17 protein-coding genes are annotated in these 14,920 nt (G+C 45.8%); 2 read left to right on the top strand and 15 right to left on the bottom strand.

Annotated elements, in window-relative coordinates:
- Window positions 1–25 precede the first annotated feature (25 nt).
- Entirely contained in the window at window positions 26–184 is a 159-nt protein-coding gene (locus tag MKX41_RS00630) for a hypothetical protein (RefSeq protein WP_036675694.1), read from the top strand.
- A 233-nt stretch (window positions 185–417) separates the two neighbouring features.
- Here the strand turns inward: MKX41_RS00630 and MKX41_RS00625 are convergent, their stop codons facing one another.
- From MKX41_RS00625 to spoVAC, 15 genes are all read right to left on the bottom strand, one after another.
- Window positions 418–1,188 (bottom strand): class I SAM-dependent DNA methyltransferase, encoded by a 771-nt coding sequence (locus tag MKX41_RS00625; protein WP_042185976.1) that lies wholly within the window; start codon window positions 1,186–1,188, stop codon window positions 418–420.
- A gap of 100 nt (window positions 1,189–1,288) precedes the next feature.
- Entirely contained in the window at window positions 1,289–2,209 is a 921-nt protein-coding gene (locus tag MKX41_RS00620) for a CvfB family protein (protein ID WP_042185974.1), read from the bottom strand.
- Window positions 2,206–2,553, bottom strand: a complete 348-nt coding sequence (gene rsfS, locus MKX41_RS00615; protein WP_042185972.1) for a ribosome silencing factor — start codon at window positions 2,551–2,553, stop codon at window positions 2,206–2,208. Before rsfS ends, MKX41_RS00620 begins: the two co-directional genes overlap by 4 nt.
- A complete protein-coding gene (yqeK, locus tag MKX41_RS00610; RefSeq protein WP_042185970.1) occupies window positions 2,550–3,128 on the bottom strand; it encodes a bis(5'-nucleosyl)-tetraphosphatase (symmetrical) YqeK in 579 nt (192 codons plus the stop codon). The genes rsfS and yqeK overlap by 4 nt, the downstream gene beginning before the upstream one ends.
- On the bottom strand, window positions 3,100–3,702 hold the full coding sequence (locus MKX41_RS00605) for a nicotinate-nucleotide adenylyltransferase (RefSeq protein ID WP_340968119.1): 603 nt from the start codon (window positions 3,700–3,702) through the stop codon (window positions 3,100–3,102). Before MKX41_RS00605 ends, yqeK begins: the two co-directional genes overlap by 29 nt.
- Window positions 3,703–3,736: 34 nt before the next feature.
- Window positions 3,737–4,030, bottom strand: coding sequence for a ribosome assembly RNA-binding protein YhbY (gene yhbY / locus MKX41_RS00600; protein WP_076284314.1), 294 nt, complete (start codon window positions 4,028–4,030; stop codon window positions 3,737–3,739).
- Window positions 4,031–4,087: 57 nt separating this feature from the next.
- The gene (gene aroE / locus MKX41_RS00595) at window positions 4,088–4,963 is read right to left on the bottom strand and encodes a shikimate dehydrogenase (protein WP_340968117.1); all 876 of its coding nucleotides are present in this window, start codon (window positions 4,961–4,963) and stop codon (window positions 4,088–4,090) included.
- A gap of 16 nt (window positions 4,964–4,979) precedes the next feature.
- Window positions 4,980–6,107 (bottom strand): ribosome biogenesis GTPase YqeH, encoded by a 1,128-nt coding sequence (yqeH, locus tag MKX41_RS00590; RefSeq protein WP_076284315.1) that lies wholly within the window; start codon window positions 6,105–6,107, stop codon window positions 4,980–4,982.
- A 2-nt stretch (window positions 6,108–6,109) separates the two neighbouring features.
- A complete protein-coding gene (locus MKX41_RS00585; protein ID WP_042193454.1) occupies window positions 6,110–6,631 on the bottom strand; it encodes a YqeG family HAD IIIA-type phosphatase in 522 nt (173 codons plus the stop codon).
- Window positions 6,632–6,719: 88 nt separating this feature from the next.
- A complete protein-coding gene (locus MKX41_RS00580; RefSeq protein ID WP_340968116.1) occupies window positions 6,720–8,957 on the bottom strand; it encodes a DUF4129 domain-containing transglutaminase family protein in 2,238 nt (745 codons plus the stop codon).
- 1 nt (window position 8,958) lies between these two features.
- Window positions 8,959–10,203 carry a DUF58 domain-containing protein gene (locus MKX41_RS00575; protein WP_340968114.1) on the bottom strand — a complete coding sequence of 415 codons (1,245 nt, stop codon included), beginning with the start codon at window positions 10,201–10,203 and terminating at the stop codon, window positions 8,959–8,961.
- Window position 10,204: 1 nt separating this feature from the next.
- Entirely contained in the window at window positions 10,205–11,161 is a 957-nt protein-coding gene (locus tag MKX41_RS00570; protein ID WP_076284318.1) for an AAA family ATPase, read from the bottom strand.
- Between the two features lie 191 nt (window positions 11,162–11,352).
- Window positions 11,353–11,703, bottom strand: a complete 351-nt coding sequence (spoVAE, locus tag MKX41_RS00565) for a stage V sporulation protein AE (protein WP_036675923.1) — start codon at window positions 11,701–11,703, stop codon at window positions 11,353–11,355.
- Window positions 11,704–11,705: 2 nt separating this feature from the next.
- The gene (gene spoVAD / locus MKX41_RS00560) at window positions 11,706–12,737 is read right to left on the bottom strand and encodes a stage V sporulation protein AD (protein WP_076284319.1); all 1,032 of its coding nucleotides are present in this window, start codon (window positions 12,735–12,737) and stop codon (window positions 11,706–11,708) included.
- Window positions 12,734–13,237, bottom strand: a complete 504-nt coding sequence (gene spoVAC / locus MKX41_RS00555; RefSeq protein WP_076284320.1) for a stage V sporulation protein AC — start codon at window positions 13,235–13,237, stop codon at window positions 12,734–12,736. The genes spoVAD and spoVAC overlap by 4 nt, the downstream gene beginning before the upstream one ends.
- Before the next feature lie 548 nt (window positions 13,238–13,785).
- Here spoVAC and MKX41_RS00550 point away from each other — a divergent pair.
- Window positions 13,786–14,859, top strand: coding sequence for a M42 family metallopeptidase (locus MKX41_RS00550; protein ID WP_042185952.1), 1,074 nt, complete (start codon window positions 13,786–13,788; stop codon window positions 14,857–14,859).
- Window positions 14,860–14,920 lie beyond the last annotated feature (61 nt).

The raw sequence follows: 14,920 nt of genomic DNA, 5'->3' as shown, positions 1-14,920 counted from the left end.
AAACCACCGAGAAGGAGTGTTTCGAATGCGTGAAGGTCTAATTCCCGCTGTTCTTGGAACCGTCGTAACCGCTTCTAGCGCCGCTTTTCTTGGAAGCAAGTATAAGATGGCAGCAACAGGCGTACTTGGATTTGGTCTGGCTCATGTCGTATTGGGTGCCATTGATCTGTTTGAGCATCGGTAAGGATTGGAAGATGCCGGGTGGCATAAACACTACCCGGTTTTTTAGATATACATATTGGCGCAATTACAGCTACTTCTTCATACCCGAAGCATACGGACTCAGATGACGTTATTTGCTTATTTTTAGCCTCTCGTTTTCAATAGCAGGAACCACACCAAACTCATAAAAAGAAGGGCTGTCCCATCAGCTATTTTCATAGCTTTTGGGACAGCCCCTCTTAGTATGTTGAATATTTATTTTATAGCAATATAAAATAAACGTTCCGCATCATCATCCGCCTCTATCCACTCGAAATCGGCGTAGGTCTTCACATCACTAAATCCAGCCTTAAGCAGTTCATCCTTCATCCACTGGGGATCGTAGGCACGCTGAATATGCGTCTCTTCGAAACGGCGATATACATCACTCCGTCCCTCTTCGCGAGCGAAAATGGACAGATGATGTTCTATTTCGCGGCGTGGAACATCCATCTCACAAGTCCAAATATATGACACCGATGGTTCGTCCAGAATAAAGGGCTGCTCTTCTTCATAACGGATCAGTGTGTTTGGGTGATGCACATCGAACAGAAAGGTGCCACCTTGCTTTAGTCCTGCAAAGGTACTAGCAAAGACAGCTCTGATATCGTCTTCTTCCAGCACATAATTCAGACAATCACAGAAAGAAATCACAGAATCCACAAGCTCTGGAAGCTCCCATTCCTTCATGTTTTGTCTAATCCAACGAACACTACCTTCGCGCAAGAAACGCCGTCCCTGGGGATGCTCTTCCATTTTGCGCTGTGCCACTGAGAGCATATCTGAAGATAGATCGATTCCGGTCATATGATACCCTGAACCCGCCAAAGGAATAGTGATACTCCCGGTGCCGCAGCCAAGCTCAGCCACGGTTACAGGCTTACCGTATTTGCTCCATGCGGTTTCAGCAAAGGAGATCCAATCAGGATACGGCATATCTGCCATGAGCTCATCGTATACATAAGCAAATTTCCCATAGGAAGACACTAGTACACCGCTTTCTATTACAACATTTAATATGATTCTATTATTGACCCATCAAGCCTAAACGCTCTAGGCGTCCCCACAAGGTCTTTTATATTTTTAATTATTCGGTTGTTTCTTCATTTCCCTCGGTTGAACCTTCCTCTTCCTTAGGAGCAAGATACGTCCAATTCTCTTTTTGGGTAATATGGCCTTCCTTCATCAGCTTTCCAAGCGCACGCTTAAAGGCTGATTTGCTAATTCCGAAACGCTGCTTGATAATATCCGGTGGTGTAGCATCCGAATAAGGCATCGCTCCACCCGGACGGGCATGCAAGAATTCCAAAATCGTGGCAGAGTCTACATCCATGCCTACTTCTTTACGGAGACCCATAGAAAGGTTAACACGACCATCCTCGCGAATATGGGAGACACGTGCTTCGAACTGCTCTCCAAGACGTAGTAGACGACTCCGTTCAGAGGAATGGACCATACCGATAATACCAAAGCCTAAAACCCCAGCATCTACAAGAACAAAAGTCCCCATCTGCAGCGGTTTGTACACCCGGGCTGTCACAGTCTGTCCCATCCAGGATTCAGGCGCAGGAAGAGCTAGCGGAGCTAGTTCCTGTTCTCCAGCTAATTTAGCACGAAGACGCCCCTGTTTATCATGCTCCATAATCGCATACACATAGTCGCCGATCTGAGGGCGCAGCTCTGGAAGCTCTGGAAGCTCACGAATGGGCAGCAGCAGCTGCCGTCCGAGACCCATTTCCAAGAAGCAACCTAGACGCGGATGGATATCAGCCACTTCCAATAAGGCCATTTCGCCCAATGTCAGAAACGGTTTCTTCATCGTTGCTGCTAGACGATCCTCGGTATCGAAGAAGATAAAGACTTCAACTTTATCGCCTGTCTTAACCTTCTCGGTAAGCTCAGTATAATGCAGCATAACATCCTGATCTCCTGCATTCAGGAAAAATCCGTATGGGGATACCTCTCTTACTACATTAAGTGTAACTGTAGTTCCTGCAATCAGGCTCATACAGTCTCCACTACCTTCGCATCCGACCACAGACGCTCAATATTGTAGTATTCACGTTCATCGCGGTGGAAAATATGAACAATAACATCTCCAAGATCCATCAGCACCCAGCGTGCTGAATCCATTCCTTCGATCCCCTTAATTACTCCGCCGGCTTCATGGACCACTTTGCGGACTTCGGTGGCGATGGACTGAACTTGGGTATCCGAATTACCGTGACATACAACAAAGTAATCACTAATCGGTGAAACAGTACGCAGATCTAATGCCACTACGTTCATTGCTTTTTTATCTTCCACAGCCTTAAGGGCCAGTTCTAACAGCTTGCTTGGTTGTACACTCATATTTTATCCTCCAATATTCTAACTAAATCATTACGCGCCAATACCGTTAACGGAAAGATCACTCTGCGTTTTTCCAGTAGCAAACTAATCGTAGAATCAAATCCAGCGACTAGTCCTTCTTCCAAACTTACTTTAGCCAGCTTACGTATCTTATCAACCCCTGGAAAATCTCGGCCAGGCTCGATATAGTCGGCGAGACAGACAATTTTCTCAAGTAAACTCATGTCTTCACGACCTGAGGTGTGAAAACGGATCGCATTCAGAATATCTGGATCTGTGATCCCATAATCTTGCTCTGCTACAAAGGCACCTACTTCTGAATGCCACAGCTGCTTGTCATGCTTCAGAAGATTCAAGTTCAGATGATTCTGCTCGATAATCTCCTTCATTCTCTCCACAGGCCAATACTTGGCCACATCATGCAGAATTGCCGCTGTCTCCGCACGCTCAGGATCAGCGCCATATTGCTCCGCTAGTTGAATGGATGACTCCATGACGCCCAGTGTATGCTTCCAGCGTTTAGCAGGCATTTGTGTCGAGACCGCCTCAATCAGAGCTTCGCGGCTGTATGCCATACAATCCACTCCTTTGAACATAATCGAACACTGCCTCAGGTACCATATAACGAATGGATTTTCCAGTTGCAGCCCGTTCTCTTAACATCGTTGACGAAATATCAACCAGAGGCATATCTGCTAGCAATACCTTTTCTGCTATATAAGTTGGCAATGCGTCTAGATCAAGAGGTGTTCCCGGACGACCTACGCCGATAAATGTAAGCCGCTGCACAAGCTCTTCAATCTCGTTCCATTTCGGTAAATACTGGACCATATCCGCTCCGATGATGAAATAAAGATCGAAATGCGGATACGCCTCTTGCAGCCGTCTTATGGTCTCATACGTATAGGAAACGCCACCTCTGACAACTTCCCAATCTAATGTGCGAAAAGCTTCATGATTGTGTATCGTTTCCTGCACCATTGCCAGCCGATCTGCTCCAGATACCCCTGCCTCATGTTTATGAGGCGGAATATGTGAAGGCATAAACCATACTTCTTGAAGTCCATAAGTTTCTCTAGCTGCTTCCGCTGCCATCATATGACCAATATGAAGAGGATCAAAGGTACCTCCCATAATTCCAACTTTCAAGAGGACGACCTCCTTGGTAGTATGCTTTCAGGTATTAGCGGGGCAGCTCAATGGTCTTGTTATCACGCGATTCTTTGTACAAGACAATGGTCTTTCCGATCACTTGTACAAGCTCAGAACCCGATTGTTCGGCAAGTTGTGCACCGATTTCTTTGGGATTCTCAATATTGTTGCTCAGTATACTAATCTTCATAAGTTCACGCTTCTCAATAGCTTCTTCAATGTGGCGTACGAGGTGATCGTTTACTCCACCTTTGCCCACTTGAAAAATAGGATCGAGGTGATGCGCCAATGAACGAAGATACCGTGTTTGTTTACCAGTTAACATAAATGAATAACTCCTTAATTAACATATATTATTACCCTAAATTGATAAATCCATTTCTTACTCTTCTCCACCCAGACAATGGAGTATGGTCTGTCGCATGATTTCCGTAGGAGCAGGTTGTCCTGTCCAGTACTCCAGTGCATAAGCCCCCTGATAGACAAACATCCCGAGCCCTCCATGAATCGTACAGCCTCGTTCAAGTCCTTCTAACAATAGACGCGTGCGCAGTGGATTATAAATCAAATCACTTACGACCATCCCTGCACGAAGCAGTTCAGGATCTATAGGTGTCTCATCCATATGAGGATACATTCCTACGGAGGTTGTATTGATCAGTACATCAACACCATCTAACGTTTCCGCTACTTCGTTCATGCTAATCCCGATCACATTCCCTTTGCTCTGGCATACTGCAGCCAAGTCCTGTGCCTTATCAACACTGCGATTAGCGATAAGGATAGAAGAAGGCTTCTCCTGAAGCAGTGCGGCAACAATTCCTCTTGCTGCTCCACCGGCTCCAATCACCATTATCTTCGTACCTGACAAATCAGAAATGGCTTCCGCTTTAAGCGAACGTACATAACCGATTCCATCCGTATTATATCCGGTGAGTATCCCGTTATTATTAACAATCGTATTGACTGCACCAACGGCTACCGCACTTTCATCTAATAGATCCACATAAGCCATCACCGCAACCTTATGCGGAATCGTCACATTTACCCCACGGAATCCAAGCGTGCGAATCGCTTGCACCGCATCCTCCAGATTCTCTGGAAGGATATGAAGCGGCACATAAGCACCCGGAATTCCCAGTGCTTGCAGTGCTGCTTCATGCATAATAGGAGATTTTGATTGTATAATAGGATCTCCCATTACGCCCAGTAAAATATTCCCGGTATTGTAGCCCTCGGTTGCAGTTATCAAAGACACTGTAATAGCCTCCCCGTTAGATCATCGAAGGGCGGGTAAGCACCTTCACACCACGCGGAACGTGGATAGCCACGACTGCGCCTTCTGTCCCGTTGACCTTAATCCAGCCCAAACCTGAAATATATAGATCGCTCCGACTGCCTTTATTAATTCGGAACTCATGCCGTTGCCATGGTGGCAGCTTGTCCATCCGGTCACTTCCTGGAGGAGACAACATTTCACCACGATGGTCCGCATAAAGGGAATCTGCACGTTCCAGTTTGGTGCGATGGATTTTTAAAGTACCACTAATAAAGCAAGTGAACGATTGATGCGGACCTTGTACGAAATCAAAACGTCCCAGTCCACCGAAAAATAGCGTCTGTCCTTCATTCAACTGATAGACAGCAGGCTTCAACGGATTGGCTGGCATAACTGCATCCAGATCCTGACGCTCAACTAGTTCACTATAACGCCATGGATACACGATCCCTGGCGTATCTATAATATAGTGGCCATCATCTAGTGGGATTTTGACCGTATCGAGTGTTGTACCAGGGTAACGCGAGGTGGTTAACTCCTGCTCCAAATCACTATAGTCCGAAATCAAACGGTTGATAAGCGTGGATTTCCCTACATTCGTAGCACCCACTACATAAACATCACGTTGACCACGCAGTTCTGTTACGGCTTCCAGTAAACGGTCAAAGCCTTGATTACGTTTCGCACTACAAAGTACGATTTCAGCTGTCCGCAATCCTTCTTCTTTACAGCGTTGTTGCATCCAGTTACGCAGTTTATTCCAGTTCGTAACCTTAGGCAGCAGATCACATTTATTCACTGCAAGAATAACTGGGTTATTACCGACAAACCGCTGAAGGCCGGAAATCAAACTGCCTTCAAAATCAAAAATGTCAACAATATGAATAACAAGTGCATTCTTCTCCCCTACTCCACTCAGCAAGCGAAGAAATTCATCCTGGTTCACAGAAACAGATGAAGCCTCGTTATAATTCTTAATCCGGAAACAGCGTTGGCAAATCACAGGGTCCCGATCTAGTGCGACTTCCGGAAGGTATCCTGGTTGATCCTTATGCTCCGTCTGAAGCTTGATACCACAACCGCTACACTTCTCAGTACGCTGTGTTTCACTTTGTTCGTTCATTACTATTTTTCCTCCTCGTGCCACAATCCTTTTTTACGAAGCCGTGTCAGAGCAACTCGCTCTACCCGACGATTAAATCTTGTGCCGAACCCTTCATCCTTAACGGAGATTGGCAGCACCAATACGGTATACAGGCCAAGCCGATTGCCGCCGTATACATCTGTAAGCATTTGGTCTCCCACCACAATCGTCTGCTCCGGTGGCAACTCCATCTGCTTCATCGCTTTGAGAAAAGGAGCATTACTCGGTTTACGAGCCTGATGCACAAATTCAATATTAAGCGGTGTAGCAAAGCGTGACACCCGTTCCATGTTGTTATTGGATACGATGATGAGCTTAAAGCCCACTTCCTTCACCTTCTCAAACCATAACAACAGCTCCGGAGTAGCCACAGGCGCTTTGGCACCGACCAGTGTGTTATCCAGATCCGTAATGATTCCACGGTATCCCTGTCGATACAGCTCTTCTAGAGAAATATCGAATACCGTATTCACCCGGAGTTTGGGAACTAACATTTCAAACAATACGTTCACCTCGATTTCATACAAAAAACTATAACATACTCCATGCGCTACGCAAATAAATCTATAGCAATGATTTACTGTATAAACGCTATTTCTTGGATCTTATCGTTCTCCGCAGCCGCAAAGCTTCAGTATACACGCTCTGCCAGTCTTTGTCTTCAATAACATCAGGGCTATACTTCGCTTGTTCAAACATCGTTAGCAGTGAAGAAAGATGATTGGCCACAGCAGGTCGTTCCTTACTCCAGCGGACTACGGCTTCACGCAATGTTTCATGCTCTTCCTTCATCATTCCCTTACGATGCAAATACCTTACCCAACGCTCAGTTTCAGCCACAACTTTCTGATCAGGCGTTAAAGGCCGGCCCATTCGCATCTGTTGAACGAAGAAGCGAAGCTTAAAGCGAATATGCCAAACTTTAAAAATAGTCCAGGATAATAATACAACCACTGCCGCCAAAATTACCCATAAACCCACATGGAAGCCTTGATCTGCTTGTGCATTAGTCACAGGTGCAGGTGTTGGTTCTGCCATTTCATCTTGATCTTCCGGGTCTGTCTCAGGTATTTGCTCATTCTTAGTCAGGAGAGGAGCATTAAACCCCGGTGTAGCTTCAACAGGAATCCAACCATACTCACCAAAATAGACCTCAGCCCAGGAATGGGCATCTGCATTGGTAATCGTGTAATTATTATTTGCCGCACCCACCTGCTGCGCCAGATTCATAGGCATTTCTGGCTGTTCTCCAGGTGCATAACCCTTAACCCATCTTGCAGGGATGTTTAGGGAACGTGCCATAGTGACTAGTGCCGTAGAATAATAATCACAGTAACCTTCCTTCAGCTCGAACAAAAATCCATCTACAAAATCCTCACTTGAAACACGTGCTATATCCGGCTTGTTGGTATATGGAAAGGTTTGTTGTAAGTATTGTTGCAAAAGTGCTGTTTTTTCATACGGTGTTTTTCCTTGTGCTGTAATTTCCTCGGCCAGATCTTTAACCCGTTGAGGGAAGTCATCAGGCAGCTGAAGGAAGCTTTCCTCCAGATCATTACCTTTGTATAGCTCCTCATAGGTCTTTGCTGTCAATTCCTGAACAGGAATGACGGGAACTTCAGAAGTCAGCTCGAAGGTCGAGGGATAGTCTGGTTTCTTCTTATCCATATCCCATAGAAGCTCACTATCACGATCTCTCCAGAAAAGACCCTTCCCGGCTGCCTCACCATTCAATGAATCCACCGAAGTTACAGAATAAGCACCGAATAACACCGGAAATTCATTATTGTTAAGCACTTTAACCGTCTGTTTCAGTGTGCGGGTAGTGACCTTAGAAGCCACACTTTGCTCCAAGGATTTCCCCGTCTCCACCTCTTCTATAGGTCCTCGCTTCAATCGATCCTTATCCGACCATCCACTTCCAGAATAGATTCTGCGTGTTTCTCCTCGCATATAAACACGCAAATCTGAAACCACTGTCATCACCGGGGTATAATCGAAGTTAAAGCCCCCGCCCAGGTTGTCATCATTCAGACTATAGCCAGACGAAGTATTGTTAACAGAGGAACCTGAGCCCGTATTGGAATTCGTTGTTCCAGTTGTGCTCTTACCAGAAGATTTCCCAATTCCATTCCACTCTTGCCACGCTGTATAAGGATCCGTCAAAGTAGGCCTTACATCCGGCATATTCACACCGATTAAAATAACCAGAGAGAAGACGATTGCGATATTCATGACTATTTTTGAGGGATATTCCAGCAAATGTACCCATCCACGCGGATAATGTAGCTGAAAACTTCTCAGGTGTTGGCTGACAAGCCAGCCCATACCCGCAAATACCGTCCAAGCCACTTCCTGCCACAATACAATAGATGTAAAGGAATCAAGAGCTGCCAGTGCTACAATGTTCATTCCTATAAACCATAAAATACGCTTCTTCGAGGATACCCACCAAGACGACAGCAACAGCAAGGCAGAGGCACCAAGAGCAAACCAGATATACGGAACCATATACACACTAATATCTTGGAGCTTATCCAGAAGGGTTGTAGCCCATGGATCAGGAACATAAATTCCGTAATTAGAAATGATGCGATAAACGATATAGATAATAGCTACTGCTTCCATAATCAGTCTGAATTGAACTTTAACAGGGATAAAAATCTCAATGACGGTGATCGTTAATAGGGCAGCCCATACAGAAGCAGTGGTTTGATTTAACCAGATGGGTTCCGTATAAGAAATCCACTGCTGTGCAATAATCAATAGCCAAAATAGGCCGACGGAACGGTGCCAAGAGAATTTTATCTGATTCCACCAGGTTCTCATATCATCCTTCCCCTCCTAACACTGAGGGAAGCTCTTGAAGCGAGCTAATACCATAACCGGTTATTCCACGAGATCTAAGGACGTCTATCCAATCGTTACCTCTATTTACCTCTGCCGAATTTCGCACATGAATGTGAGAAGCAGTCATTCCTCTGCTGTCAGCCCAACGTAGTGCATCAAGTACAGGCTGTCCACGCTGTGGACTAATTAACACGAAGTAAGAGCCTTTAGGAAACATACGGTATCCTTTTTCCAATCGGGAGATAAGCGGACCGCGTCCCTCAGCGTTTAGATCGATTAAATATTGAATCATCTTCTGACGCTCAGCAGCACCTTCAACTGGTGCGAACACCTTCGTCGTCTTATCCAAACAACACAGTCCAATTCCAATTCTCTCCCGAATGCCGAAGCCGAGTAGTGATGCCGTCACTGAAACTGCTAGTTCGAATTGATTCGTATTCATATAAGCTGATGTGCTTCCATCAAGGACTAGAATGGTTTTGGGAATCGACTCATGCTCAAACTCTTTGGATTTCCAAGAGCCTGTCTTAGCAGTAGCGTTCCAGTGAATTCGCGTCAAGCGATCACCATATACATAGTCACGGACGCCATTAATCTGTGTGGTTTCACGCCGAGATTGAACAACGGATGTCTGCGGTCCAGATAGCCGAGATTTTCTCTCATATAACTGCCAGCGCGGAACGTAGATCGCACGAGGCAAAACCTGAAATTGTCCTTCCGATAAAAATGTTCCCTTATGCTCGACAAGCCCAAATATATCTTGGCTGATAATATCCGTATTAGCGAATGTGTATGTTCCACGCTCTAAGGCTGGTGTCTGAAACTTTAGTTCCCCAATGCCTCTGAGGCTTGGGATCACACTTTCTTCAAATACCCACGATTCTCCATTATGCCGCTTAAGAACTTCCCTTACAACAACGTAAGGCAAGGGCAAAATCCCAGGGATTGTAACCTTTAGTTTTACACGAAGATGCCCTCCGGCAGAGAGCAAATCTCCCTTGTCTTGTTCAGAATAAAGACTGCGAGTGCCCTTAGCTCGCCGAACGCCTCCTAAACCTCCAGCAATCAAATATGCAATAAGTACAGAGACCATGATAAACAACATAAATGCTGTTTTCCCGCCCTGAAAAAGTACATATAAGAGTGTAATACTCCAAATTACAAGGATGCTTGCAAGCTTAGAGGGCTGAATGATGGCTGCCACCGACGACAAATAACGTCTCATATCATTGCCTCATCGTAACAGGCACATGAATGCTCTGCAGAAGCTTTTGAAGCAAAGATTCTACGCTAATATTATCTAGGCGCGACTCTGGACGCAGCAATATTCGATGACCCAAGGCAAATGGAGTAAGGATCTTCACGTCATCAGGCAGAACGTAATCTCGTCCTTGCAAAAAGGCATAAGCTTTACAAGCCATCATAAAGGATAGTGAGGCACGTGGACTTGCACCCAGCATTACAAGTGGATGTTCTCTTGTCTGCCGCACAATATCTAACAAGTAATTCAGCACAGGATCACTCATGAAGATGTCGCGAATTTCTTCCTGAATCCCTGCAATTTGTTCCATGCTTGTTACGGGCGAAAGCCTGTCCACCGGTTGGCCTTCCTGATGGCTCAGCAATAAATTTTTCTCCGTCGCTGCATCAGGATATCCAAGGCTAATTCTCAGCATGAATCGATCTAATTGGGCTTCAGGCAGTGTATAGGTTCCCTCAAAGTCTATCGGATTCTGGGTAGCGCATAACATGAAAGGGTGCGGAAGTGGATACGTCTCACCATCTACGGTAACGTTTCGTTCCTCCATCACTTCCAGAAGTGCAGATTGTGTCTTCGTAGTAGCACGGTTAATTTCATCGGCTAGTAAAATATTCGTCATCACCGGACCAGGCCGGAAATGAAACATCTCATCCCTAGGATGATAGACAGAAACACCTGTAATATCACTCGGAAGTATATCTGGATTACACTGAATACGGCGATATTCACCGGACATTGATCTTGATAGTGCGCGAATTAGCTGGGTTTTTCCTGTTCCCGGTACATCCTCGATCAATACATGACCACCAGCAAGCAGAGCGGTTAACAATAATTGTATTTCAAATGATTTTCCAAGTATGCAGGATTCCAAATTAGTGCGTACAGCATTCATGGTGTGCATCGATTCTTGACGTACGGGCATATATAATCCTCCTAGCCAGAATAAGCAGTATTATTTATATTTTACATGATTAGAGGACCCAAAGTACATTGTTGAAGATCACGAAGTGAGGATACAAAAAAAACCATAAGATGAAACATCCTACAATTTAAAAATAACAAAAAAAGATTGCCGTCTTTTTCTGACGACAACCTTTTCATATAGCATCAACTTTACCCCTTCGGCCGTACAACTAAAGCTGCCAAAAAGGAGAACACAATAGCTGACGAGATGCCGGCACTTGTAATATCAAAAATACCCGTAACTACACCGATCCAGCCATCCCGCTCCAGCTCCGTTAATGCCCCGTGAACCAAGGAGTTCCCAAAACTTGTGATCGGAATGGTTGCCCCAGCACCCGCAAATTTCACAAGCGGGTCGTAGATACCAAAAGCATCAGCAATCGCTCCGGCTACAACTAAGGTACTCATCGTATGTGCGGGTGTCAGCTTCAATACATCGAACATCAGCTGCCCTATAACGCAAATGGCTCCTCCAATCAGAAAAGCCCATAAGTAAATCATCATTATGCTTCACCTCCACTCTCTATGGCTACGGCATGAGCAACACATGGAATACTCTCTCCCTGCTGATAAGACAAAGGTGATAAAAGTGCACCCGTTGCCACTATAAGCACCCGTTTAAGTTCACCTTTTTTTAACCGCTTAAGGATATGACCATAGGTTACAACCGCTGAGCACCCGCAGCCGCTTCCTCCAGCGATCACATATTTCTGTTTCTCCAAGTCGTAGATAAGCAAACCACAATCGTCAAAGGTTGTTTGCTCCATAGGAATTCCTTCTTTAGCCAATAGGGTCTTGGCTATAGGTAACCCTACGGATGCCAGGTCGCCGGTAACAATTAAATCATAGTGCCCGGGCGATAGACCTGTATCCCGAAAATGCGCAGTAATGGTATCCGCCGCCGCAGGTGCCATAGCCGTCCCCATATTAAAAGGATCTGTCAAACCAAGATCCATAATACGTCCAAGCGTGGCCGAAACCACGACTGGATAGTTACCCGAACCGTCATTCTGACCCACTACAGCACAACCCGAACCTGTAACTGTATATTGCGCCGTTGGGGGTTTCTGCGAACCATATTCCGTTGGATAACGAAACTGCTTCTCCACCGTACAGTTATGACTTGATGTTCCCGCTAGCGCATACTTACCGCCTCCAGAATCAACGATCATTGAGGCAATCGCAAGGCTCTCCATAGAAGTAGAGCAAGCACCAAAGACTCCGAGATAAGGCACACCTAATTTTCTTGCCGCGAAGGAGCTGCTGATAATCTGGTTCATCAAATCTCCGCCGACAAAAAACTCCAGCTTTTCTTTATCGATATTTGCATTAATCAGAGCCAGCAGGGAGGCTTTCTCGAAAAGAGCACGCTCAGCCTTCTCCCATGTCTTCTCGTCCATTTCCAGCGAATCAAATATAAAATCAAAGTCTGAAGCTAAAGGACCTTCTCCCTCTTCTGGCCCTACTACAGCGGAAGAACCCAAAATAACGGGACGGTTCGTGAACTCCCAGGTCTGACTACCAAGCTGTTTCATGTATGTGCACCCCCGTCTACGCCCAAAAAGAGATAGACGATACCAATAATGAAAGCAGCTACGGCACCAAATACGATAACCGAACCTGCAAGCTTAAACATATTGCCGCCTACACCAAGTACAAGGCCCTCAGCGCGGTGCTCTAGAGCTGCAGAGCACATACTGTTTGCGAACCCGGTCACTGGGACTGCAGTTCCTGCACCAGCCCATTGAGCCATTTTGTCGTACACGCCAAAGCTGGTCAGAATTACAGAGAGTAGGATCATCACCGCGACTGTCGGACTGGCGGCTTCCTTGGAGCTCATATCGAAAATTGCCATAAAAGCCTCCTGAACACCTTGTCCAATAACACAGATTATGCCGCCAGCAATAAACGCTCGTATGCAGTTTTTGAATACGGGCCTGGCAGGAACAAAGGGCTTGGACAATTTCTCGTAATCTTGTGGAGTCAGGGTGTCAAGCTTCAGCTTGACACCCGATTTCTTAGTTTTCGCCGGCAATGAGGCACCTCCTGAAAGTTAGGCGAAGGGGGCTGACAAGCATCATAGTACTCACTTTTAAGCCCCTTAAGTTTTTCTTCGCTTAGAAGTTTTCCTTATTGTTTGCCATCCTCCGCTTCGTTATGTCCCTCCAGTTCAGGAAAAATACAGTAACACAACAATCAACAGTAAGAAGAGAACAAAAATAAGTACTGCTTCTCTTTCCCTTGGATTGTGGCGCCAGTATCGTCTGCGCGTTCCGTTTACTTGTAGGCTCCTACTTGACAATCCTCCCTGCACCCTTCTTTTGGGTACGCTGCCCGCAACCCTCATTCGTCTTCGCATCCTTTCTAAGGCTCCTGCCACCAAAGCCTCTAATGCATAGTATTCGTGGAGCTCGTGCCCGGTGTTCATTGTCTCTTGTCATGGACAAGTGAGCCCAGAATGTTCATACTAGGTTGCAGGAAGAAATAACGATGTGGTCCATTATGGATAACATCCGTTTCTCGTAGAAATATAAGAATGATGTATAAATGAGTTCTTATATTTTAATAAAGGAGTGAATTCATATGAATCAAGAAACATTGGACATGTTCAAAACACTTACCGAATTTCCCTCAGCCCCAGGATTTGAGCGCGAACTCCGCGCTTACGTCAAGGATGCTATGACTCCTTATACTGAAGAGTTCGTACAGGATCGTCTCGGTAGTTTGTTCGGCGTACTGCGCGGCGAAGAGAACGGGCCAAAGATTATGGTCGCTGGCCATTTTGACGAAGTAGGTTTCATGGTAACTGGAATTACTAACACCGGTATGATCCGTTTTCAACCACTTGGCGGCTGGCTTGCCTCTGCTGTTGCATCCCAGCGCCTACATATCATTACACCTAAAGGAACACTGACCGGAGTTGTTGGCAGTACGCCTATCCATTTGCTAAGCAATGAAGAACGTGGTAAGACTGGCGAAATCAGCAAAATGTATATTGATATCGGTGCAGACAGCCGTGAAGAAGCAGAAAGCTTTGGCGTTAGACCAGGCCAACAAGTTCTGCCGATTTGTCCTTTTACTCCCCTTGCTAATCCCAAAAAAATCTTGGCGAAAGCTTGGGACAACCGTTACGGCGTAGGTCTCGCCATTGAACTAGTTAAAGCATTGCACGGTAAAAAGCTGCCGAATACCGTTTTCGCTGGTGCCACTGTACAAGAGGAAGTAGGTCTTCGGGGTGCGCGTACTGCGGCTAATCTCCTGTCACCTGACATCTTCTTCGGTCTGGACGCGAGCGCTGCTGCCGATATGACTGGTGACAGTCAGGCATTTGGCCATCTGGGCAAAGGAGCTCTCTTGCGTATTTTTGATCCTACGATGGTTACACATCGCGGTCTGATTGAATATGTACAAGATACAGCGGATACCCACCGGATCAAATATCAGTATTTTGTATCCCAAGGCGGAACAGATGCAGGTCAGGTTCATGTTAGTGGAATTGGCGTTCCTTCCGCAGTCATCGGAATATGCTCCCGCTACATACACACAGCTTCATCAGTGATTCACAGTGATGACTACGATGCTGCTAAAGAGCTTCTGATCAAACTGGTAGAAGGCCTTGACCGGACTACACTACAGACAATTATTGAGAACAGCTAATCGCACAAGAAATGACAGAAGAAGCCCTCAAACACTTTTACAGTGATTGAGGGCTTCTCTT

Origin of the sequence: Paenibacillus sp. FSL R5-0475 (genome assembly GCF_038004585.1) — a bacterium.
Taxonomy (GTDB): domain Bacteria; phylum Bacillota; class Bacilli; order Paenibacillales; family Paenibacillaceae; genus Paenibacillus_AQ.
The sequence above is the reverse complement of the archived record's forward strand: the minus strand, read 5'-3'. Positions and strand labels throughout refer to the sequence as shown.